The sequence below is a fragment of the Saccharicrinis aurantiacus genome (assembly GCF_001660705.2).
Lineage (GTDB): Bacteria > Bacteroidota > Bacteroidia > Bacteroidales > Marinilabiliaceae > Saccharicrinis > Saccharicrinis aurantiacus.
Window position 1 is genome coordinate 1 of sequence record NZ_LYBV02000036.1, and the last position, 24,533, is coordinate 24,533.

Consider the following 24,533-nt stretch of genomic DNA (forward strand, 5'->3'; position numbering starts at 1 on the left):
ATGTCGAGCTGTATTTTTGTTTTGTAATCTAAGTGATTCAGCTGGGGTTCGAACCCAGGACCCCATCCTTAAAAGGGATGTGCTCTACCAGCTGAGCTACTGAATCTCCTTAATGCATCACGACTCTTTTTCGTTAATGCGGATGCAAAAGTAGTGTATTTTTATAAAGTTGCAAATTTTGAAAGCAATAAAATATGCAATTTATTTCGTGGTATAACATATCTATAGAAAGGTCAGAATTTTAGAGTTATTTATTTCTACTATATTTTTGAAGTCTATTAAATCTTAAGCCATGTTTTTAGTTGTTGAATTGGATAAAATATATTGTTCATTGGCCTTTTTGAAGGAGTTTATTATATAGAAGTCTCATAAACTCTATTAACTGAGTTGAGTTTTTTCAATATGACATTAATATTGTATTACCGTATGCAGCAATGGGTATCTAAATACTCCGTTTATATTTTGTATGTGTGTTGAAAGTCATTTTAGATTTAATTTCGGGCTTGTTGCTGTTTGTTAATTTCTACAGTGAATTATATTTACTTAATATAATTGAATAATAACGAAACCTTTTTAATATATCTCGTAAAACGATTCATAATTTAAGCTATTCTACTTTTTTAAGGTGCATAATTTTGTGCCAATTAAGAACTAATTATGAAAATAAAACACTTACTATTTGTACAAGTACTTCTAGTATTAATTACTAGTACGCTAAGTGCCCAAGTAACCTTATGGTCTGATGATTTTGAAACTGATAAAGGTTGGTCTCTAACTGGAGAGTTTGAAATTGGCATCCCCTTAGGAGGTGGTGACGATGATACAGATCATGCCGAAGGGTTTCCAAACCCCACATCTGCATATAGTGGTATTAATGTATTATCAACCGATTTAGATGGTGGTTATGCAAATAATTTAAGTGACAAGGAGTATAAAGCATCATCACCTATTATTGATTGTTCTGGTTATGTTAATATAACTTTAGATTTTCAAAGATGGCTCAATCTTGAGCAGTCATCTTATGATGAAGGGTATATTGAATATTACAACGGAATTGTATGGGGCGAAATATGGGACAATAGTTCAAGTGGAACAATAGAAGAGAATAGTTGGTCTAATCAAATAATTACTTTGCCTGCTGATGCAGACGATAATTCTAATGTAAGAGTTCGGTTCTCGTTAGGTAGTACAGACGGTTCTTGGTATTATTCAGGTTGGAATATTGATGATGTGAAAATTACAGGTTCTTTACCTCCTGCATCAGGAGATTACCAATCTCGTGACACAAAAAATTGGACAGCGAGAAATACCTGGCAGGTATATGATGGATCGGGTTGGAATAATACAAATGATGATCCTGGAAAAAATGGAAATGCAGGTGTTGTTAGTATTCTAAATGGAAATGATATTACACTTAATAATGATAGAGGGGACTCCTATGCTATAGAAAACTTAAGTTTAGTGGGGAATCTATATATAGGCAACAATAATAATGTTAGATCTTTAGTAATCACAAATTCTATAACAGGTTCTGGGATGGTAGATATGACCAAAAATAGCAAGGCTCACAACCTTACTGTGGGCGGCGATTTTATCCCAGGAGCTTTTAATGCTGGTAGTGGTAATGTTTATTTTAATGGAGGTTCATCTCAAAAAATAGGAGCCTTTACTTATAACAACCTTGAGTTATCAGGAGGTGGAGATAAGGTTATAGAAGGAGACGTTACAATTAATGGCGTATTAAACTTAAATGGTGCTAAGTTAATTCTTGGAGAGCATGATTTAATTATTGAAGATGGTGCTAGTATAAGTGGTACGTTTTCTTCTTCAAATATGATTGTTAGTGATGGTTCTGGTCGCTTAATTAAAAAAGGAAGTTCTTCTGCAGATTTCCAGATGGTTTATCCATTAGGTACTGGCTCAGTATACTCGCCATTTGAAATTTCAAATATTAATGCAAGTGGTACGGGATCAATATCAGTTGGAGCTGTAAGCGGAATTGCACCAGGTCCACCAGCCCGTGATTCAAAAGATTTAAATAAATATTGGCTAATAGACGAATCGGGCTTAACGATTACATCTGCTGATATTTTATTCAGTTACGATAATAGTGAAGTAGGAACAGGAGGTAACCAAGCAAGTTATATCGCCCAATGGTATTCAGGAGGTGTTTGGCAAGATTTAGCAGGAGCTAGTGTAGCAGGCTCTAACCCTATGAGTGTTTCAGATGTTACAGATTTAAATGGTACTTGGACTGCAGTTGAAACAGTATCAGTAAAAACATATTATTCGTATAGATCAGGCGATTGGAATACAATATCCACATGGACACATGATCCCGGTGGTACAACCCAAACGGCAACAGATGTTCCTGGGGATGATGCTAAGGTAGTGATAGTAGATGGTAGAAACGTTACACTTACGAGTGATGTTAACGATGCTAATTTAAAAGTAGTTATTCTTGCCGGCGGGTTTTTAAATGCAGGTGCGTATAGTTTTACAAACCAATTGACTGAATTGAGTGGGGAGGGTACTTACCAACTTTCTACAGATAAATTCCCTATTGTTACAAATAATTATTTTGTTAGTGAAGTAGGAGGTATCGTCGAGTATCAAAATGCCACAGATTTTGACCTGCCAATTACACAAGCAGAATATAACAAGCTAATTATAAATACATCTGCAACGGCTACTCAGTTATCCGATTTACACATAAATGGAGATTTACATATAAAAGGAGGAATATATCAAATAAATGATAATAGTTCGGCACTCAGAAGTCTAGAGGTGATTGGCAACCTGCAGGTTGACGCAGGAGCTAGTATGACTGTGGGTACAGGGAATACTATTAGTTCGGATGTTGTTGGGGGTACAGCTCCTTTTATTGATTACTATGATAAAAACACACATCGTATTGTATTAAATGGTGATTTAATCAATAATGGAACAATTAGGTTTACAAACCAATCGTATCCAGAATACAATGCGTTTACTAGCACAGGGGCAGCTACAGTTTATTTTATGGGTACATCCGATAATGTTTTAACCTGTAATAGCACCACCGATTTTTATAATATTGTTCTTGATAAAGGTAGTGATCAGACTTATAAGTTAAGCGTATATTCATCGTCATACAGTAACTTCAGGCTGTACGGAAGAAATGACCATGGCGGTGAAACAGGGGGAGATAATCCTAATCTGCGAAAAGCTCTTTGGTTACGCTCAGGGACTATGGTTTTACAAGGGTTAACGGTCATTCCTTCGTTAACAGAAGGTGGAGGACCTACCGAATCTGGAGCTCCTAATAGTGATTTTTATATTCCTGTAAATGCAGCATTGGTGCTCGATGGCCCCGATGTAGTTGTATTAACTACTGCAGATGATTATGCTGAGGTAAATGCAGCATATGCTATCGCTGCAGGTTCAGGAACCGTGAATGGAGTTAGTAAGGGAAGTAACGCTGAGTCATTTTCGATATATGGTAAACTTCAAATTAATGATGGATACTTATCTGCTAGAGAATCAGGAGGTATAATAACCTGGGATATTGCTTCTGCAGAGTTTATTATTAATGGCGGTACAGTTGATATCAAACAATTTCGTTCAGGTAGTGCTTCAGCAGGATTAGCATCTTATACTCAGAATGGCGGTGAAGTAAATTTTAGAGGGCGTTTTCAACGTCAATCTTCTTCTGTTTCGGCCGTTATCGATTTAGTAACAGCTTCAATAATAACAAGCTATTCTACTCAAGGCTTAGATTCTGATAAAGCTATCTTAAGTGTTGATAATCCTTTAAACGTATATAATGTATCCGGTGGTACAATGAAGGTTTATGATGGGGGTAGCAATGGTTATGCGATTGATGTATTTTCCGAAGAGAAAAATATAAATGTCACAGGAGGAGAACTTCAAATTCTTGCAAAATCAAATAGTAGTAATTTTAGAATTAGAACGGCGGCACAATTAGGAAGTCTATTAATAAATAGGGATTCAGGAAGCACATCAGAGGTTACTTTATCTTCTAGTACTCCTGAGGTTAGTGGGCATATTAGTGTAATAAATGATATCAATATTCTTTCCGGTGTATTGAATGCTAATAATTATGACGTAGCTCTTGGGGGTGATTTTTCTATAGCATCGGGTACTACATATACTACAGGAAGTAATAGAACTATTTTTGATGGAGACGCTAGTCAAACTTTTACAGTAGATTTAGCAAATGAATTTCAATTAAATAAATTAGTTATTGATAAGTCTGCAGATGAGTTATTATTACAAGGTACTCAAGGTGTTTTTAACGTTAATGATTCGTTAATTATTAAAAGTGGAGATTTAAATTGTGATACGAAAAATGTTAAAGCTCAATCCAATGTATATATAGGTGGAAATCAATTAGGAAATGGGAGTGGCGGAATTAGTATTGTCGGAAGCTCTCCTCAGGTAATAGACGGAAATGGTTTAGGTGAGGTATATTACTTAAAATTAAATACAGCAAATACTACCACATTAAAGTCCGATTTAACAGTTACAGGAACACTTCAATTTGTGCAAGGAGAGTTATTTGATATAGGTGTTAATAATCTAACTTTTTCAGATGTAGCCCAAGTGACAGGAGAAAGCACAGATGGATATATTAAAACATCTGGTAATGTCGGCGATGGTGGTGTTACTTTTACTTATAGCTCAAATACAGCAAAATTATTTCCAATCGGAGTTGATAGTTATACACCAGCTAGTATTGGTTTTTCTTCAACGCCAACTTCGTACGGATCAGTAACGATAATTCCAGTAAACTATCAACACTCAACAGTAGATTTAAGCAACTCTTCTTTAGATTATTTTTGGAGAGTTAAATCTAGTGGATTTTCAGATATTTCAGGCAAGGTAGAACATCAGTTTGTTTACGATCAAAATGATGTTCAAGGAACAGAAAATAATTATGTTTCAGCTAGGTACGATGTAGCTTCGTACGATTGGAGTATCGGGAGTACAGCTGACGTTGATAATAGCTCTAACACCATTAATGATTGGACAGGTTCCGCTGATTTTATAGATGGAGATTATACGGCAGGTTTAAGCTCTGCATTTGCAACTCCTCAAAAATATTACAGTAAACAATCAGGAGATTGGAATCAATCTAATACATGGTCAAATAGTAGTCATACAGGAGCCTCTGCTAGTTCAATTCCTTCTTCTGGGGATGTTGTAATTATTGGAAATGGGCATACGGTAAGTTTAGAAAGATATAGTACATCAGCAAATAGAGACGCTCAAAGTTGCGCTAGTTTGCAAATTGAAGCTGGTGGAGTTCTTGACGCTACCTATAACCCAGGTAGTGATTTTGGTATGGTAATGTCTCATTCATCAGGAAATGGAAAGATAAGAATCTCAGTAAGCGATAGTGATGAAAGTATATTTGAGTTCCCCAATGGCGATTTTTCTGATTTTAATGCTAACCTTGGTACTACTGAATTATATACAAATAATTCCACATCAGGTACTACTTACTGGTTGCCAGATGGCGTGATGGAGTATGGTAACCTAATGATTTCTCCTTTGGGAGGTTCAAATATTATATTTCCGAATAATGATGTGGTTATAATAGGAGATTTAATAGCTAAAGGTCAAAGTTCAGAATCATGGTATTGTCCTACTTGGAATAGTGATTACCCTTCTGGTTTTGATAATAGAAGTAGGCAAGCAAAGGATATTACAATAAAGGGTAACTTCGATTTACAAGGGGGCGCTTTAATTTATTATGGAAATAATGATTTAGCACAAAATTTTATAATAGAAGGCGATTTAGTAATTGCCGAGGATGCAGGAATTTCGGTATACAGTAATGCAACAAACCAGAGTATTACTATTGGGGGAGACTTAATTAACGATGCCCGTTCTTCAGGTAGTGGAAGTGATTCATATAGGGGAAGTGATTTTGATAAATTACCATTAATTTTTAATGGTGATGGCAATTCTAAAATAACACAATCTTCAGGTACTAGTTATACTACTTATATAAATATTGAATCAATAAAAGTAGACAAGGGTGATTCTAATGCAACTACTCTTACTATGGATATCGATGGGACTGTAGATTATGAGTCGGATGAATGGTTGCAGTTAGTGAATGGTACATTTATATATGAGCGAAATGCCAATGTATCGATAAATACTAATACTAGCTTTTCTATTCCTTCTACATCTGGTTTAACGGTTAATTCTAATGATGTTGTAAGTATTTGTACTGGTAGTAGTGATGATTATGATGTTTATCTAGATGGTAAGCTTACACTTATGGCAGGAACTCTTAATATTGGTAATTCTAATAACAACAACAATAATGATGTTGAGTATTCAGGAAGTGGCTTATCTGAGATAGAGATTCAATCCGGATCTTTATTTGTAAATGGTCAAGTGCGACGTAACTCTGCATCAACATCTGGAATATTAAATTACAAACAAACAGGTGGTAGTTTAACTGTTAATGGTAGAAATGCCTTGGCAACTAATGCTAAATTTGAAATATTAAATGCCGGGAGTTCTTTTGAAATGTCAGCCGGAACAATTGAAATTGTAAGGGGTGCAGGAACTACTTATGGTGACGTATATTTACGACCTGAAAACTCAACAGTTACTGGTGGCGAGATAGTATTCAATAATAATGGTAATGGAGCTCAGGATTACTTATTAGATGCTGATATTGCTTTATATAATCTTACCGTAGAAGGTACTGGAAATGTTGCAACAACTCAGTTGTTAATAAGTCCATTGGTTTTAAATGGAGACCTAAAACTTAGTAATACCAATAGTGTATTTGATGCAAACTCATCTTTGAACATACCTGTTACTATAAACGGAGATTTTATAAATTCAGGTTCATATCTATTTCATGAAAATACAACAAGCTTTAATGGTTCTAGTCAAATAATAAGTGGAAGTGCTTCTATAGGTTTTTATAATTTAATAGTAAATCCTGTAACATCTTTGAGTATGGATGATGATATAAACGTAAGTAAGGATCTTACTATAGAATCAGGAACTCTTGCTGTTAATGGTAATACAATAAATGTTCAGGGTAATGTGGTTAATAAGTCTACATATACTTCTTCCGGAAATGGTCTTGTATTAAATGGCAGCTCAGTTCAATCTTTATCAGGAACAGGAACCTTTGATAAGTTAGAACTAGATAATGCTTCAGGAGCTACGCTGTTGAATGACTTATCTATTCAAGGAGACTTAGTTCTAACTAGAGGGGTTTTGGATATTAAAGACCATTTACTATCGCTTGGTTTATCCAGCTCAGTAAGCGGAACCTTCGATGCCAATACTATGATTACCACTAATGGGGTATATAGCAATAAAGGAGTTGAGAAAATTATCCCTAGTGGAGCTTCTGTATTTACATTTCCAATTGGAACCTCTGGGAAATATACGCCAACAGTTCTTACAACAACAACAAATGGTAATAGTGCTTCAATAAAGGTGCATCCTATAAATACCGAACATCCAGCAAATATTGATCCAACAAACCTATTGAACTATTATTGGGCAGTAGAGAGTACTGGATTAACATCGTATAATGGAAAATTAGAATTTTATTATGATGAATTAGATGTGAATGGGGCAGAGACTAGTTATTATGCGGCTCGTTTACTAGTGCCAGGTACTAGTTGGTCCAAGACTAACTCAGTTGATGATATTAATAATGTAGTTTCTTTTACATTAATGGAGGATAACATTTCTGGCGAGTATACAGCAGGGTTAGATAGTGCATTCCCTAATAATGTCCCAGAATATACTAGTCAGAAAGATGGTAGTTGGTCTGATCCAAGCGTATGGGTGCAAACTAGTGGAGATTCTTATGTGCTGTCAGGCGCACCTAACGGGTTTTTGATTAAAGTTGAAAATGAGGTTGAGTTAAATGAAAATTACGCGCAAGCCTATAAAATTAATATTAGTTCAGTAGGTAAGCTTAAAATCTTAAATACAAATTACGGACATAATTTGGGAGAAGTATCGGGTGAAGGTATCCTATATCTCGAGGATGGTCAAATTCCAGAAGGGGCCTATGATGGATTCTTAGGTTGTGGTAATAGTTCAACTCTTGAATATGGAGGTACAGGAGATTATACAATTGTTGCAGACTTATATTCAAATGCAACTAATTTAATCTTTTCAGGTTCTGGTACACGAGTGCTTCCAAACAAGGATTTAACTATATGTGATCAGTTTTTAATTGATGGACCTATTGTAGATAATAGTGTTTACAATAAGACATTATATATCAAGGGAAGTTTTGAGAAAAATAGTGGTAGTTTTAATAGTGGTACAGGAAGTAACGCTACTATTTCATTTATAGGATCAGTTGAACAATCTATTAGCGGTTTTTCAGGATCAAGTAATTCTTTAAATAATTTAGAAATAAATAATAGTGCAGGTTTAACGCTTGGTAGTGATATAGAAATATTAGGAAACCTGCTATTAACAAATGGAAATATTAATACAAGCTCAGCTAATGCTCTTGTTATTAATAATACATCACCTAATTGCATTCTTCCAACAGGAGGGTCGGTTTCATCGTTTGTTAATGGACCATTAACAAAGATGTTAAATCAAAGTGATGGTTTTGTATTTCCTGTAGGAGACGAAGGAATGTTGGGAGATAAACTAAAGATATCCTCTACTAGAACAGGAACAAGATATTGGACTGTAACTTATCATCGCCCTAATTCTAATTATAGTAATTTTTCTTTTCCACTTACGGCAGTAAATTCGCATGAATATTGGACAGTTAGCACACCTGGAGGTGGCGAAGCTAAAGTTGAATTATCATGGGATGCAAGTAGTGATATTACTCCTATAATGACAGAGCATGGCTTAGATGATTTGCGTGTAGTAAATTACGATGGATCCAATTGGCAAGAAGTTGCTTCTGGTGCTTCAGGAAGTGATACCTCAGGAACTGTTGTTAGTGATGATAGGCAGAGTGTTTCAGATGCAGGAACAAGTTTTACAACAGCAACTGTAAATACAAATAAGCCAAAAGCTCGATTGAATCCAAGTGGAGCAGTGTGCGGAAATGCTGGTATTCCAATAGAGATTACAACAACAGTCCCAGCACCATTTGATTATCTAATTTCCTATACTATTGATGGGGTTTCTCAGGCTGCAGTAACAATTAGTAGTTTGCCATATTCATTGCCTACGCCAGTTGCAGGAGAGTATGAACTTACAGCTTACACCTATGATGGAGGAAGTAGTGTTGGAGTTGTTGATGCAACTCCGGTGAGTGTTTATGATTCACCTACTGTTTCAAATGCAGGTCCAGATCAGTCGCTACAAGGTTTGTCTGCAGCAACGATGGCTGCGAATGATCCAACAGTTGGTACTGGAGCTTGGGTTATAGTTAGTGGTACTGGAGGATCTTTTGATGATCCAACTATTAATAATACAGTATTTAATGGAACTAATGGTTCTAGCTATGTGCTACGATGGACGATTTCAAACGGAGATTGTGAATCGGTATCCGAAGTAAATATAGCCTTCCCATTATTACCTCCTCATACATGGCAAGGAGATGTAGATAATGACTGGTTCAATGCTGATAACTGGACGGATGGTATTGTACCTAATTCTACAACTGATGTAACCATTAATGCAGGAAGCTCTTATGATGCGGTTATTGATGGAGGGTTAGCCTTATCTAATGATGTTACTATTGTATCCGGAACCTTAACAGTTAAGCCAGGGGCGCAGTTTAGTGTATCAGGAGATATGGTAACAAATAATAGTTTTATAATTGAAAATACAGATGTTAAACCTGCATCGGTAATTACAATGGGTACAATATCTGGTAACTCTACAGTTAAATGGGGACTAGAAGATCGACAATATTGGTATATAGCGCACTCTATTAGTGATGTTGAAATGTCAGATTATAATTCTACTTTGTATGTCGGATCAAATGATTATTTCTTATACAGATATTCTGATGCATGGGTTGATATTTCAAAAACTAGCTATTCGTTTACAGATGTTTTGGAAGGGCTAAGTTTAATAATTAAAGATCCAAACTCAGTGCTAGAATACTCTGGTCAATTAAACAATTCATCATCATATAATAAGACCTTGAGTGAAGATAGTTATCATTTGATAGCTAATCCTTATCCATCCTATATAGATGTTTCTGTACTTGGAGCAGTTGATTTTGGAGATGCTTCACCAACTATTTATGTTAGAACAGATATCGGTACAGACGTTAGAGGGTTTGCCACCTATCATACAGTAACGGGGGCTTCCTTAAATGGTGGAAGTAATATCATAGCACCAGGACAAAGTGTATGGGTGAAATCAGGTATTTCATCCGATTTTGTAATAAACTCTAGTGCACGTATACATAGTACTTATTCTCTTAAGGGAGGAAGCGAACCAAATTATATTAAAGTTGGTCTAGAGTCAGAGTATGCTAAGGATGAAATGGCTATTGCAATTCACTCAATGGGTACAAGTTTTTATACTAATATTGATGCGCCTAAAAAGTTCGGTACTGATAATGCGATAAACTTATATTCTTTAAAGGGTACAAGTAAAACAGTGGTCTCTGTTTATGATAAATTTGAGGATCAACAACGAATTCCATTGGCTTATTCAGTAGAAAATGAGGGTATGAGTGAATTTGAATTTTCATTTACAAGTGTTTCTCAAGTAGCTGAAGGATTCGATGTTATTTTAATTGACAAAGAGCTAGGGGAAGAAATTGATTTGTCAACTAATAATAAATATAAATTTACTCCTACAGTAAATGCCTCAGAAGATCGCTTTGAGTTGTATTTTAAACAGTCAATTAGTACAGATATTAAAATAGACGAGAATAATGATTTGTTGCCTAATATATATACAGCTAATGAGAAATGTTATTTTTCAATACCTAGTGAGCTTGTGGCTAAAGCAAATGGTAATATTTATTTTGAAATATTTGATATGAAAGGTTCTCTTGTGGTAGCTGATGATATTCAGAATACTAAACATAATTGTTTAATACCTAGTGGTCAAGGAGTATATGTTGTTCGTTTAAATATTGGGGGTGATATTTTTAGCGAAAAGGTTATTATTCGATAAGGAAATAGATAAAATAAAAATGGCTCACGAGATTTATCTCATGAGCCATTTTTTATTTTTTTAAGAATATAATTATTGTAATAAACTTATTCTTACCTTTTTCTTTTTAACTCTCGAGTTGTTTAAGTCAGCAATCAGTTGATGTGTTTTTTTGCGGGGGACAGCAACAAAGGAATAATCTTGTTTAACTTCTATTGTGCCTAATTCATTTTTCTCCAGATTTCCTTGTTTGAAAAACAATCCTGCAATATCTCCCTTTGATATTTTATCTTTTCTGCCACCACTAATATATAAGGTGCGCCAATAACTGCCATTAATTTTAAACTGTGGTTTAATGCTAATAGCTTCAGCATCTTTTACAAAAGAGGGTAATTCTTCTGTTGCTGTTTTTAATATATAAGCAGTTCCGTCACTATTCATCCTTGCAGTACGGCCATTTCTATGAATAAATTCATCAGGTCTTCCTGGCAATTGAAAGTGGATTATAAAATCAAGGTTAGGTACATCAATACCTCTGGCAGCTAAATCACTTGCTAGTAATATATTATTTGTGCCATTTCTGAATTTAACCAACGAACGCTCTCTGTCAACTTGCTCTTGTCCTCCATAAAAAACTGCATGGTCAACGTTTTTAACCTCTAAAAAGTCACGAACTACATGTATGGTATCCTTAAAATTACAGAATATAATTCCAGTTTTTTCATTTAAAGTGGATAGTAAATGACCCAACGATTCTAATTTATCATTAGAGGATGCGGTAACTACCTTAATAACTAATTTATTGGCGCTTGCTTTAAGTAGGTTTAGTGTTTTGGGCTTAGTAAGACCTACAAACTCTGGGATTTTAACTTTCTGCGTTGCAGAGGTCAGAACTTTTCTTTTTAATGAAGGAAGAGCTCCTAAAATCTCACTCATTTCTTTTTCGAATCCAACCTCTAAACATTTGTCAAATTCATCTAAAACAAGGAAGTTAATAGTTTCAGCATCTACTACACCGCTTCTGATGTGGTCTGCAACTCTACCTGGCGTTCCTATTAATATACTAGGAGCATGTTTTAGTTCAGCCCTATCTTTATTTCCTGCTCTACCTCCGTATACAGCATTAGTTTTATATCCACTACCAATTTCACGTGTTACTTGTTCAATTTGTATTGCTAACTCTCTTGAATGAACAAGAACTAAAACTTGAATGTCCTTATTTTCTGGGTCAAGCTGTTCAATGATAGGAAGCAAAAATGCAAGAGTTTTACCAGTTCCTGTTGGCGATAATAAAACAACTTCTTCACTCGATTGTATTGCCTTACTTGCATCGTTTTGCATATCGTTTAAGGCTTCAATTCCTAGCTTATTAAGTATAGCTTCTTTGTTTTTATATATTGATGTCATGCTGCAAAGATACTTTAATAAAACTAGTTCTGCAGATTAAATAATATACATCTGTCTATTTAAGTAATTGATTACGCAATCCCTATTTGTGGGGATTTTATAAGGAATTTCTCTAAATAATTACCCAATAATGGGGATTGGGGCTAGTGCGCATTAAGCGTAATTTTGTATCAAACTATAAACATAAATCACGTAATGAAAAAAACAGTATTATTTCTCCTATTAGGAATAGCATGCAATTTAATCCAAGCTCAAGTTTCCGATAGTATTTCAAGCTTCTATACTAATTCAGCTGACAATCTGCTTTTAAAAGATAATAAATTAGTTGTAGGTGGATATGGTGAAGTCCACTATAACCAACCTTTACAATCGGGTGTTCACTCTAATGGTTTATTAGATGTGCATAGGGTAGTAATGTTACTAGGATATAATTTTAGTAAGAAAACACAATTTGTAAGTGAGCTTGAGTTTGAACACGTAAAAGAAGTGTATGTAGAGCAAGCTTTCTTGCAGCATAAATTAAATAGTTTTATTAATTTAAGAGGTGGATTAATGTTGATACCGATGGGTATTATTAATGAGTATCATGAGCCAACTACCTTTAATGGAGTTGAACGTCCTTTGGTTGATAAGTATATTGCGCCAACAACTTGGCGCGAAATTGGTGCAGGTATTACAGGTAACATCCTTCCAGCATCTTTAAAGTATCAATTATATATAGTTAATGGCTTCAATGGTTATGATGGAGAAGCAAAAGTTAGCGGTAAAAATGGATTAAGAAAAGGCAGACAAAAGGGAGCGGAAGCTTATGTTAGTTCACCTAACTTTTCGGGTAAAGTTGAGTATTACGGTATACGCGGACTGAATGTTGGTTTATCTGCTTATTTCGGAAAAACACAAAGTACGCTTTATGATGGGATTCAAAAAGATGATGAGAATGCTGTAGCAATGGCAGACTCATCTGTGGTGGGTATCTCAATGTTAGGTGCTGATGCTAGATATAAATTCGGTGGCCTACAGTTAAGAGGTCAGTTGTATTATTCATCGTTATCAAATACAAAAGAATATAATGCCTTTACAGGAGTTGATGGCGAACTGAATGATGTAGGTAGTTCTATGATCGGATATTATGCCGAGATCGGATACGACGTATTAAGATCAGCAAAAACAAGTAAGCAGTTAGTGCCTTTTGTTAGATATGAATTTTTCGATACACAAAATTCAGTTGATGGTACCTTAGAAAAGAATTTAGCTTATGAGAAAAATGCTATCACAACTGGTTTAACACTTACATTAACAAAAGGAGCAGTAGCTAAAGCTGATGTTCAGTTTGTTAAATCAGGAGTAGATGATGAATATTCAAAAACCTTAAACTTAGGTGTAGGTGTAATGTTTTAATTATACAATTTAAATGAATCTGAAGAAACTATTTATTCTATTAGTAATTCTAAATTTAGGAATTTCGGCATACTGTCAGAGTGATATAAATTACCGACATAAAAGCTTAATTAAAACACTTCAAAAATCAGGGGTGAACAATATTGATAATGTTAAGGAGTTAAGTGTAGCTGATTCAATATTAAAAGATAATACTGTCTCTGGTAAATTTTATAGCATTTCACAAGAGTTAAATTCACCTTATAAATTTATTTATATAGGGCGTGTAAATAGTTGTAGAGCTGGTGGATGTTCAATATCATCTGGTAATTTATCCGATGAAAGTTCGGAGTATTTCGACTATTTTATTTTGTTTGATCAAGATATAAGCGTTAAGCAAGTGAAGGTGTTTAATTATGCCGCAACTCATGGACAAGAGGTGACTGCGAAGGGATGGCTTAAACAATTTGTAGGATATAATGGAGAAGTTGACCTAAAGGTAGATAAAAATATAGATGCCATATCAGGGGCCACCATCTCAGTATATGCTATAACAGAAGATGTAGTTAATAAAACAGCTTTGCTTCAGAAGGTTTTTTAAATAATATAGCCTTACCTGATTTTCAGGTAAGGCTTATTAGTATTATATATTGGCTTCAATTTCACCTTTAAAAACAAAGGTAGCTGCACCTGTTAACCAAATCTCCGAAAAGTTTTTGTCATTCTCTGTGGTAAAACTTACGTTTAGTCTACCTCCTTTAACATCAATATTAAAATCCATACATTCTTTGTTTTTCATGTAAGTAGCAATTGCGGAAGCAACCACACCGGTGCCACAAGATAAAGTTTCATCTTCAACACCCCTTTCGTAGGTTCTTACCCTAATGTGATCAGCTGCAATTTCTTGCACAATGTTTACATTAGTGCCACCGGGTTTAAAAGCTTCTGAGTATCGTATCTCCCTACCATAATTTACAATATCAGTTTCATCAACCTTGTTTTGATGGCTTATATAGTGAGGAGAGCCTGTGTCTAAAAAGTAATGATTCTCAGCCTCTGTTATGTGATCAACATTGGTCATTTTTAAACTTACAATTCCATTATTATAGCTAGCTTCATGTAAGCCATCAACAGCATCAAAGTAGAATTTATCTTTGTTACCTACTGCATCCTGATGAACAGCAAATGCTGCAATACATCTCCCTCCATTACCGCACATTGAAGCTTCGTTTCCATCACTATTATAATAGCGCATAGTAAAGTCAATGTTGGCATCAGCATTACTTTCAAGAAGCATTAAGCCGTCAGCACCAATTCCAAACCTTCGATCGCATAAAAAGTTAACGAGTTTAACATTTTTACTGTCAAAATGACCATCTCTATTGTCTATAATTACAAAGTCGTTACCGGTACCCTGATATTTGTAAAAAGATATATTCATGTGCTTATTATCCTATTCTGTTATTACTGTTTTGTACTATATGATATTGTTAATTAGGGAAATAGTTTGAATCAATTCTATTGACAAGACTTATTTAATTTCGGAGTTTTAATCATAGAATTATTGAACAAAGTTAGATAAAAATCAGTTAAAATTAAGTTAAGGTTATTCTATACTTATTATAAAGGCATATATTTTGCCAATTTTGGTGTCAGAGAAAAGTATTGACATTAAAAGAATATTTAATAATTAGCTTGCTAATAGCACACTAAAACAATAAGTTATGAATGTAAAAAAGTTTTTTTTCGTATTTCTAGCTGCAGTAATGGGCGGTATAATAGGGGTTTATACATTTGTATCATTTTATAAGCCTGAGAAACATATTGTAGAAGTACAGCAACAAGTAATGCCAGCAGCTCGTTTTGCAGGTATTAATATGTCGGGGCCACAAGCTGGCGGAGGTTTAGATTTTACCTTAGCTGCAGAAAAGTCAGTAGAGGCTGTTGTTCATGTTATGACAAAGCAGAATTCAAATTCTTCAGATTCTAACTATGGAAATCCTTTTTATGATTTCTTTTTCGGACCCAGAGGCGGAATGCCCAATAGGGGACCTGTTATGGGTTCTGGTTCAGGAGTAATTTTAAGTGAGGATGGTTACATAGTTACGAATAACCATGTAATTGATGGTGCTGATGAGATTGAAGTTATTTTAAATGATAGAAAATCTTTCATCGCAAAATTAGTTGGCACCGATCCTACTACAGATATTGCCGTTTTAAAAATTGAGCAAACGGGATTAACTTATTTAAATTTTGGAAATTCCGATGATATCAAAGTAGGAGAGTGGGTACTAGCTGTAGGTAATCCTTTTAATTTAACATCAACAGTTACAGCTGGTATTGTTAGTGCAAAATCACGTAGTATTAATATCCTTGCTAATAGAAACCAACCGATGGGCATTGAGTCATTCATTCAAACTGATGCCGCGGTTAATCCAGGTAATAGTGGGGGCGCTTTAGTAAATACTAGCGGAGAGTTAATCGGAATTAATACAGCGATTGCTTCTCAGACTGGATCTTTCACAGGATATTCGTTTGCAGTGCCATCTGTTATTGTGCAAAAGGTAGTTAATGACATAAAAGAATTTGGAGAGGTGCAGCGTGCATTTATTGGAGTTCAAATTGTTGGGGTTACTTCTGATATTGCGAAAGAGTTTGGGCTTAACGAAGTTGAGGGCGTATATGTAGATGCTGTCACTGTAAATGGTGGTGCTGACGCAGCTGGCATTAAAAAAGGCGATGTTATTATTAGCGTTGATGGAGCAGTTGTTAACACGAATTCGCAACTAATTGAGAAGGTTAGTCAACACCGTCCTGGAGATAAAATAAAATTAATTGTAAAAAGGGATGGAAAAAGAAAACATTTTGATGTAATTTTACGTAATAGTTATGGTTCCACAGAAATAGTCAAAGAAAACAAAGGTGTTTCTGACCTACTAGGAGGTGAATTTGTAGCTCTTACAGAAAAAGAAAAAGCTCGACTCGGAGTTAATTATGGTATGAAGATTGCAAGCCTAGGAGAAGGAAAGCTTAAGATGAGTGGAATAGAAGATGGGTTTATAATATTAAAAGCCAATCGAATTCCAATAAAAAGTATATCAGATATTAAACGTGCAATAGCAACTACGGATGAAGGTTTGTTTATAACAGGTATTTACCCTAGTGGTCAGGTTGCTTACTATGCCATTAATTTGGAAGAAGAGTAGTCCTTTAATGTTTGCGGTACTTATTATTGCTTTATTGTAATAAAAAGTTTAATTTTGCGCCACAATTTGGAGAACGAATATGAGACAGTTAAAAATAACAAAATCAATTACTAATCGCGAAAGCGCCTCTTTAGATAAATATCTGCAAGAAATTGGTAGAGAAGATCTAATCACAGTTGAAGAAGAGGTTGAGTTAGCGCAACGAATTAAGAAAGGTGATCAAATTGCCTTAGAAAAATTAACTCGTGCTAACTTACGTTTTGTGGTTTCAGTAGCGAAACAGTACCAAAATCAAGGATTAAGCCTGCCCGATTTGATTAATGAGGGTAACTTAGGATTGATTAAAGCTGCAGAGAAGTTTGATGAAACTCGTGGTTTTAAATTTATCTCATATGCTGTGTGGTGGATTCGTCAATCAATTCTTCAAGCTTTAGCAGAGCAGTCAAGAATTGTGCGTTTACCCTTGAATCAGGTTGGATCTCTTAATAAGATCAATAAGGCATACTCTAAATTTGAGCAAGAGAATGAGCGTAAGCCATCTCCTGAAGAATTAGCAGATAAGCTAGAGTTGCCTGTAGATAAGGTATCAGATACTTTAAGAGTTTCTGGACGTCATATTTCTGTTGATGCACCGTTTGTTGAAGGAGAAGATAATAGTTTATTAGATGTATTGGTAAATGGAGATTCTCCAAATGCTGATAAAGCATTAATAAATGAATCTTTAGCAAGAGAAATCGAACGTGCTTTAGCAACATTGACTGAAAGAGAGAGTGATATTGTTAAGTTATTCTTTGGAATACAAACACAAGAAATGACTCTTGAAGAAATTGGTGAGCGTTTTGGATTAACACGTGAGCGTGTTCGTCAGATTAAAGAAAAAGCAATCCGCCGTTTAAGACATACGTCTAGAAGTAAATTACTAAAATCATATTTAGGATAATAACCCTAAATAAACAATATAAGAAAGGCTATTCATTTTTTGAGTAGCCTTTTTTTTGTGCTCTTTTTTTTAATTAAAGAAAAAAATGCGTAATTCAAGTTACACCTTATCCTTATTTTTACTAAGTATAAATTACATGTTTTTAGGTAAATTGTAATGTCGAGATTGCAATTTATATATTTTCAGTTTTATATTTGTTGCGTAAACTAGCGAATTATTTAGGTGAATTCATTTATAGAGACACACAATTATTTATTAGAGAATCTTCATGTTCCCATGAGGAGAAAGTTGATGGATGAAGTTGATTGGACCCATCGACTTATTGGAATTAAGGGAACTAGAGGAATTGGTAAAACCAACTTCATTCTCGATTTTGCTAAATCGCATTATGGATTTAGTAAATCATGTTTATATGTGAATCTGAATAATCTATATTTTACAGAGCATACAATAATTGAGTTTGCTGATGAGTTCAGAAAAACTGGAGGCAAAACTTTAATCTTAGACCAAGTCTATAAATATCCGGGTTGGTCGGAGGAACTTCGTTATTGTTACGATCATTTTGAGGATCTTCAAATTATTTTCTCTGGGTCAACTGTAATGCGTTTAAGAGAGGAGAATCCTCATTTACGTGGTATTGTGCATTCTTATAAATTAGAGGGTTTCTCATTTCGTGAGTTTCTAGAACTTAAAACAGGGCAGTCATTTCAATCGTATACATTGGATGAATTGTTAGAAAACCATGAAGAAATCACTAAAAAGATTGTTGCAAAAGTTCGCCCGCTAGCATATTTTAATGATTACCTAAAGTTTGGTTATTATCCTTTTTATCTTGATAATTCAAACTATAGTGAGAGCTTGATGAAGAGTATCAATTTTATTCTTGAAATTGATATCAGTTTTCTCCGTCAGATTGAGTTGAAGTATTTACCGCGCTTACGTAAGTTATTATTTACGGTGGCACAATCGGCACCATTCCAACCTAATGTGAGTAAACTAAGTAGTGATGTTGGTACATCGAGAGCTACTGTAATGAATTACTTGTATTACCTCAGACAAGCTCGTTTAATTAAGTTATTGTATGATGGTAAGGAGGATATGCAAAAGAAACCTGCAAAGGTATATTTGCATAATCCAAACCTAATGTATGCTTTGATGCGTGGGAATATTGAAAAAAATGTATTGCATAAAACATTTTTCTATAATCAGTTAGGATGTTGTACTGATATTGTTTCTTCTGATTTTGCTGATTTTTTAGTGAATAATGAGAAGCACTTTTTTGTCTGTGAGAAGCAACAAACTAACCTAAGTGAGAATAAGAATTTTATTATAGCTAAAGATATGATCGAAACAGGTTCAAGGGGAGTTATTCCTTTGTGGCTCTTTGGGTTTTTATATTAATAGAGTAGACATTATCAGTATTAATGTGTAAATTTAAATGCTGATATTCAATTATTTAGAACAATTATTAATAGTAGTAAAACTAAAATATTAAACAAAATGGCTAAAGAAAAGAAGTTCATTACCTGTGATGGTAATTACGCCGCTTCACACATCGCTTACATGTTCAGCGAAGTTGCTGCAGTTTATCCTATTACGCCTTCATCAACAATGGCAGAGTACATTGATGAGTGGGCAGCTGCTGGTAGAAAAAATATTTTTGGAGAAACTGTTAAAGTAGAAGAAATGCAATCAGAAGCTGGTGCTGCTGGTGCAATGCATGGTTCACTTCAGGCAGGTGCATTAACTTCAACATTTACGGCATCACAGGGACTTTTATTAATGATCCCTAACATGTATAAAATGTCTGGTGAACTTTTACCAGGTGTATTTCACGTTAGTGCACGTTCATTAGCCGCTCAAGCATTATCTATTTTTGGCGATCATAGTGATGTAATGTCAGCTCGTCAAACTGGTTTTGCTATGTTAGCAACAGGTAGTGTACAAGAGGTTATGGATTTAGCGGGTATTGCTCACTTAGCATCTCTTGAGTCTCGTATTCCATTTATGCACTATTTTGATGGATTCCGTACTTCTCACGAAATTCAGAAAATTGAGTTAATGGAGCAAGATGAGATCAAAGGTTTATTAAACCAAGAAGCCTTAACTGCTTTCAGAAACAACTCATTAAATCCAGAGCGTCCTGTAACTAGAGGTACAGCTCAAAACCCAGATATTTACTTCCAGTCGCGTGAGGCTGCTAACTCATTCTACGATGCTATTCCTGATATGGTAGCTAAGTACATGGATGAGATTTCAAAAATCACAGGTCGTAAGTATGCTCCATTTACTTATTATGGTGCTGAGGATGCAACTGATGTTGTTATCGCAATGGGATCTATTACCGATACAATTAAAGAGTCTGTTGACTATTTAAATGCTCAAGGTAAAAAAGTAGGTTTAATTTCAGTTCACTTATATCGTCCTTTCTCTGCAGAGTATTTCATGAAAGCACTTCCTGCTTCATGCAAAAACCTTTGTGTTCTTGATAGAACTAAAGAGCCAGGAGCTAATGGTGATCCATTATACTTAGATATTGTTGAAGTATTTAACGGTAAAGCTAACGCTCCAAAAATTATTGGTGGTCGTTATGGTTTATCTTCAAAAGATACTACTCCAACTCATATTATTACAGTATTCGAAAACTTAATGTCAGCTGAGCCAAAAAATCAGTTTACTTTAGGTATAGTTGATGATGTAACATTCAAATCTCTTCCATTAAAAGAAGAAATTTCTTTCGCTCAAGAAGGAACTTTCGAAGGTAAATTTTATGGTTTAGGTTCTGATGGTACTGTTGGTGCCAACAAAAACTCAATTAAAATTATTGGTGATAATACCGATCAATATGCACAAGCTTACTTTGCATACGATTCTAAAAAATCGGGTGGTATTACTATTTCTCACCTTCGTTTTGGTGAAACGCCAATTCGCGCACCTTACTTGGTAAACACTCCTGACTTTGTTGCTTGTCACGTTCCTGCTTATTTAACGCAGTACGATATGCTTAAAGGTCTTAAAAAGGGTGGTACTTTCCTTTTAAACTCTACTTGGAGTGCTGAGGAAACACAAAACCGTTTACCAAACAACGTTAAGCAATATTTAGCTGCTAACGATATCAAATTCTACATTATCAACGCAACTAACATTGCAGAGCAAATTGGTTTAGGTAACCGTACCAATACTATTATGCAATCTGCATTCTTTAAAATTGCTGAGGTTATTCCTTACGATTTTGCTGTTGAGAAAATGAAAGAAGCGATTGTAAAATCTTTTGGTAAAAAAGGTGAAGATATCGTTAATATGAACTTTAAAGCTGTTGAGCAAGGTGGTGCCGTAACGCAAGTTGAGGTTCCTGCTGAATGGGCTAAACTTGATGCTGCTGTTGTTGCAGAAGAGAAAGAAGTTCCTGCTTTTATTAAAGATATCGTATTCCCAATCAACGCTCAAAAAGGTGACGATCTTCCTGTATCGGCATTTAAAGGTGTTGAAGATGGTACTTTCCCTGCAGGTACAACTGCTTACGAGAAACGTGGTATCGCAGTAAACGTACCAGAGTGGCAAGTAGATAACTGTATTCAGTGTAACCAATGTTCTTATGTGTGTCCTCACGCTGCTATTCGTCCTTTCTTATTAGACGAGTCTGAATTAGCTGGAGCACCAGAAGGTACTGCTACTAAAAAAGCAAACGGTAAAGGTTTCGACGGTTTACAATACAGAATTCAAGTTTCTGCACTAGATTGTACTGGTTGTGGTAACTGTGCTGATGTTTGTCCATCTAAAGTTAAATCTTTAGAGATGAAACCTCTTGATACGCAACGCGAAGAAATTACTCGTTGGGATTATATGGCTGAAAAAGTAGCTGTGAAGGATTCAATCATGAAAAAAGACATGAATGTGAAAGCTTCTCAGTTTGCTCAACCATTATTCGAGTTCTCTGGAGCTTGTGCTGGTTGTGGAGAAACTCCATATATCAAATTAATTACTCAATTGTACGGTGATAGAATGATGATTGCGAATGCAACAGGTTGTTCTTCTATCTATGGTGGATCTGCTCCGGCAACTCCATACTGTAAAAACTCTGAAGGTAAAGGTCCAGCTTGGGCTAACTCTTTATTCGAAGATAATGCAGAGTACGGTTTAGGTATGGCAACAGGTGTTAACAAATTACGCGAACGTATTGAGCGCTTAATGAACGAAAACCTTGATGCTGTTAATGCTGACACTAAAGTAGCATTCGAAAACTGGATTGCTAACAAAGAAAATGGTGCTGAAACTACTGCTGTTTCTAAAGCTGTAATGGCTGCACTTGAGTCTGAAACTGCTCCAGTTGCTAAAGATATTATCGCACTTAAAGATTACTTAGTTAAGAAATCAACTTGGATCTTTGGTGGTGACGGATGGGCTTACGATATCGGTTTTGGTGGTGTTGACCACGTATTGGCTTCAGGTCAAGATGTGAACATCCTAGTAATGGATACCGAGGTTTATTCTAACACAGGTGGTCAGGCTTCAAAAGCTACTCCACTAGGAGCAATTGCTAAGTTTGCCGCTTCAGGTAAGAGAATTCGTAAGAAAGATCTTGGTTTAATGGCTACAACTTATGGTTATGTTTATGTTGCTCAAGTAGCAATGGGAGCAAACCAAGCGCAATACTTCAAGGCTCTTAAAGAGGCTGAGGCTTATCCAGGACCATCATTAATTATTGCTTACTCACCATGTATTAACCACGGATTAAAAGGTGGTATGGGTGGTACTCAAGCAGAAAGTAAAAAAGCTGTTGAGTGTGGATACTGGCACTTATTCCGTTACAACCCAATGTTAGAGGATGAAGGAAAGAATCCATTTGTATACGACTCAAAAGAGCCACAATGGGATAAATTCCAAGCATTCCTTAAAGGTGAAGTACGTTATACAGCCTTATTAAAAGCGTATCCTGATGAAGCTGAAGAGTTATTTGCAGCTGCCGAAGGAAATGCAAAATGGCGTTATAGCACGTACAAGCGTTTATCTGACGTAAGCTACGAAGTAGTTAAGTAATTAAACTTCATATTTATAATATAAAGGCGTCCAATTTGGGCGCCTTTTTTTGTTTGTTAATATTTGGGCGCCAATTTCCAGCTATTCGTTCTAGTCCTTAATTTATAGGCTACTAATGCTAAGTAATACGTGTGCTCCTATTGTCGCATCCGTTTACTAAGCATCATTACGCCTCTAAAATAAGGGCTGCCACTTCTATCTGGGGCGCTCAGTATAGTTTTGTTCTATGTTAATTATTTTGAATCTATTTCAATATCTAATAACGATCTATCACCATTTTTAAGCAATAGTTTTCCATCAAAAAACTAAACAAAAATACACCCCTACTGTTAATTAGATAGTTACATTATAAACTTATAAATCGCAGTCTACTATGAATTTAAAAACAACGTACATGGGGGTTGAACTCAAAAATCCCATTATTGTAGGAGCAAGTAATTTAATTAAGGATGCCGAAATGGCTAAGAAATTAGAAGCTGCTGGTGCTGCTGCTTTAGTATATAAATCGCTTTTCGAAGAGCAAATTCATTTAGAAGCGGCCGAGCTCGAAGAGGATTTGCATGAGTATGATGAGCGTAATGCCGAAATGACTTCTTTATTTCCTAATATTCAACATAGCGGACCTAAAGCGCATTTAGCTAAACTAAAAAGTATAAAAGAAGCGGTAAGTATTCCTGTTTTTGCAAGTTTAAATTGTACCTATGATGTTAGTTGGGTTGAATACGCTAAATACATCGAACAAACAGGCGTTGACGGAATAGAACTTAATTTCTACAATACAATATCTGATTCGGATAAATCCTCTGAAGAAATTGAAAATGAGAAGTTGGCTATTTTAAAGAAAGTAAAAGCAGCTTTGTCAATTCCTGTAAGTGTTAAGTTAAGTCCATATTATTCAAACGTATTAAACTTCATTAAAAAAATAGATGCTGAAAAAATAGATGGATTGGTTTTATTTAATCGCTTATTTCAGCCTGATATTGATATCGATAAAGAAGAGTTGAAAATGCCTTATAATTTAAGTTCAGCTAACGATAATAGGTTAGCGTTGCGTTATATTGGTTTACTCTCGGGCGAAGTTAATAGTTCTTTGGCCGCCAATAATGGTATTCATAGTGCTGATGATTTAATAACAATGCTTTTGGCTGGTGCCGATGTGGCACAAGTAGTAAGTACAGTTTATAAAAACGGATTAGTGCAAATTGGAACTATGCTCGACGATTTGCAAATTTGGATGAAAAGTAAAGGCTATGAGTCTATCGAAGATTTTAAAGGGAAATTATCTAAAGGGAAATTAAAAGAACCTTTTGCCTACAAACGCGCTCAATATGTTGACTACTTAATGAAGACAAAAGAGCTAGTCAAACAATTCCCACTATAATATACAAATAAAAATTATATACTATGCCGATTGGATTATTCCAGTCGGCTTTTTTTATTTTTATTAAGTATAAATATAAATTATCAGT

10 protein-coding genes and 1 tRNA gene are annotated in these 24,533 nt (G+C 35.1%); 8 read left to right on the forward strand and 3 right to left on the reverse strand.

The features are described 5' to 3' along the window. Nucleotides 1–33: 33 nt before the first annotated feature. A tRNA-Lys gene (locus A8B35_RS18955) sits at nt 34–106 on the reverse strand. 551 nt (nt 107–657) lie between these two features. Between A8B35_RS18955 and A8B35_RS18960 the strand changes: the two genes are divergently transcribed. Beyond that, nucleotides 658–11,118, forward strand: coding sequence for a T9SS type A sorting domain-containing protein (locus A8B35_RS18960; RefSeq protein WP_068474910.1), 10,461 nt, complete (start codon nt 658–660; stop codon nt 11,116–11,118). Nucleotides 11,119–11,190: 72 nt separating this feature from the next. Here A8B35_RS18960 and A8B35_RS18965 read toward each other — a convergent pair whose 3' ends face one another. Next, nucleotides 11,191–12,504, reverse strand: a complete 1,314-nt coding sequence (locus tag A8B35_RS18965) for a DEAD/DEAH box helicase (RefSeq protein WP_068474913.1) — start codon at nt 12,502–12,504, stop codon at nt 11,191–11,193. A gap of 195 nt (nt 12,505–12,699) precedes the next feature. Here A8B35_RS18965 and A8B35_RS18970 point away from each other — a divergent pair, with 195 nt between their 5' ends. Both A8B35_RS18970 and A8B35_RS18975 read left to right on the forward strand, forming a co-directional pair. Next, the gene (locus tag A8B35_RS18970) at nt 12,700–13,902 is read left to right on the forward strand and encodes a hypothetical protein (RefSeq protein WP_068474915.1); all 1,203 of its coding nucleotides are present in this window, start codon (nt 12,700–12,702) and stop codon (nt 13,900–13,902) included. Nucleotides 13,903–13,915: 13 nt separating this feature from the next. Continuing rightward, nucleotides 13,916–14,482, forward strand: coding sequence for an FMN-binding protein (locus tag A8B35_RS18975; protein ID WP_068474918.1), 567 nt, complete (start codon nt 13,916–13,918; stop codon nt 14,480–14,482). A 42-nt stretch (nt 14,483–14,524) separates the two neighbouring features. Here the strand turns inward: A8B35_RS18975 and dapF are convergent, their stop codons facing one another. Further along, complete coding sequence (gene dapF, locus A8B35_RS18980; RefSeq protein ID WP_068474920.1) at nt 14,525–15,322, reverse strand: diaminopimelate epimerase; 798 nt, start codon at nt 15,320–15,322, stop codon at nt 14,525–14,527. Between the two features lie 283 nt (nt 15,323–15,605). Here dapF and A8B35_RS18985 point away from each other — a divergent pair, with 283 nt between their 5' ends. The 5 genes from A8B35_RS18985 to A8B35_RS19005 all read left to right on the forward strand — a co-directional run bounded on the left by A8B35_RS18985 (nt 15,606) and on the right by A8B35_RS19005 (nt 24,445). Then, complete coding sequence (locus tag A8B35_RS18985; RefSeq protein ID WP_068474925.1) at nt 15,606–17,087, forward strand: Do family serine endopeptidase; 1,482 nt, start codon at nt 15,606–15,608, stop codon at nt 17,085–17,087. 79 nt (nt 17,088–17,166) lie between these two features. Further along, the gene (locus tag A8B35_RS18990; protein ID WP_068474927.1) at nt 17,167–18,027 is read left to right on the forward strand and encodes a sigma-70 family RNA polymerase sigma factor; all 861 of its coding nucleotides are present in this window, start codon (nt 17,167–17,169) and stop codon (nt 18,025–18,027) included. Between the two features lie 222 nt (nt 18,028–18,249). Beyond that, entirely contained in the window at nt 18,250–19,428 is a 1,179-nt protein-coding gene (locus tag A8B35_RS18995) for an ATP-binding protein (RefSeq protein ID WP_068474930.1), read from the forward strand. A gap of 99 nt (nt 19,429–19,527) precedes the next feature. Continuing rightward, nucleotides 19,528–23,064: a pyruvate:ferredoxin (flavodoxin) oxidoreductase gene (gene nifJ / locus A8B35_RS19000; RefSeq protein ID WP_068474933.1), complete on the forward strand. Its 3,537-nt coding sequence runs from the start codon at nt 19,528–19,530 to the stop codon at nt 23,062–23,064. Nucleotides 23,065–23,437: 373 nt separating this feature from the next. Next, nucleotides 23,438–24,445, forward strand: coding sequence for a dihydroorotate dehydrogenase-like protein (locus tag A8B35_RS19005; protein WP_068474936.1), 1,008 nt, complete (start codon nt 23,438–23,440; stop codon nt 24,443–24,445). Nucleotides 24,446–24,533: the final 88 nt, after the last annotated feature.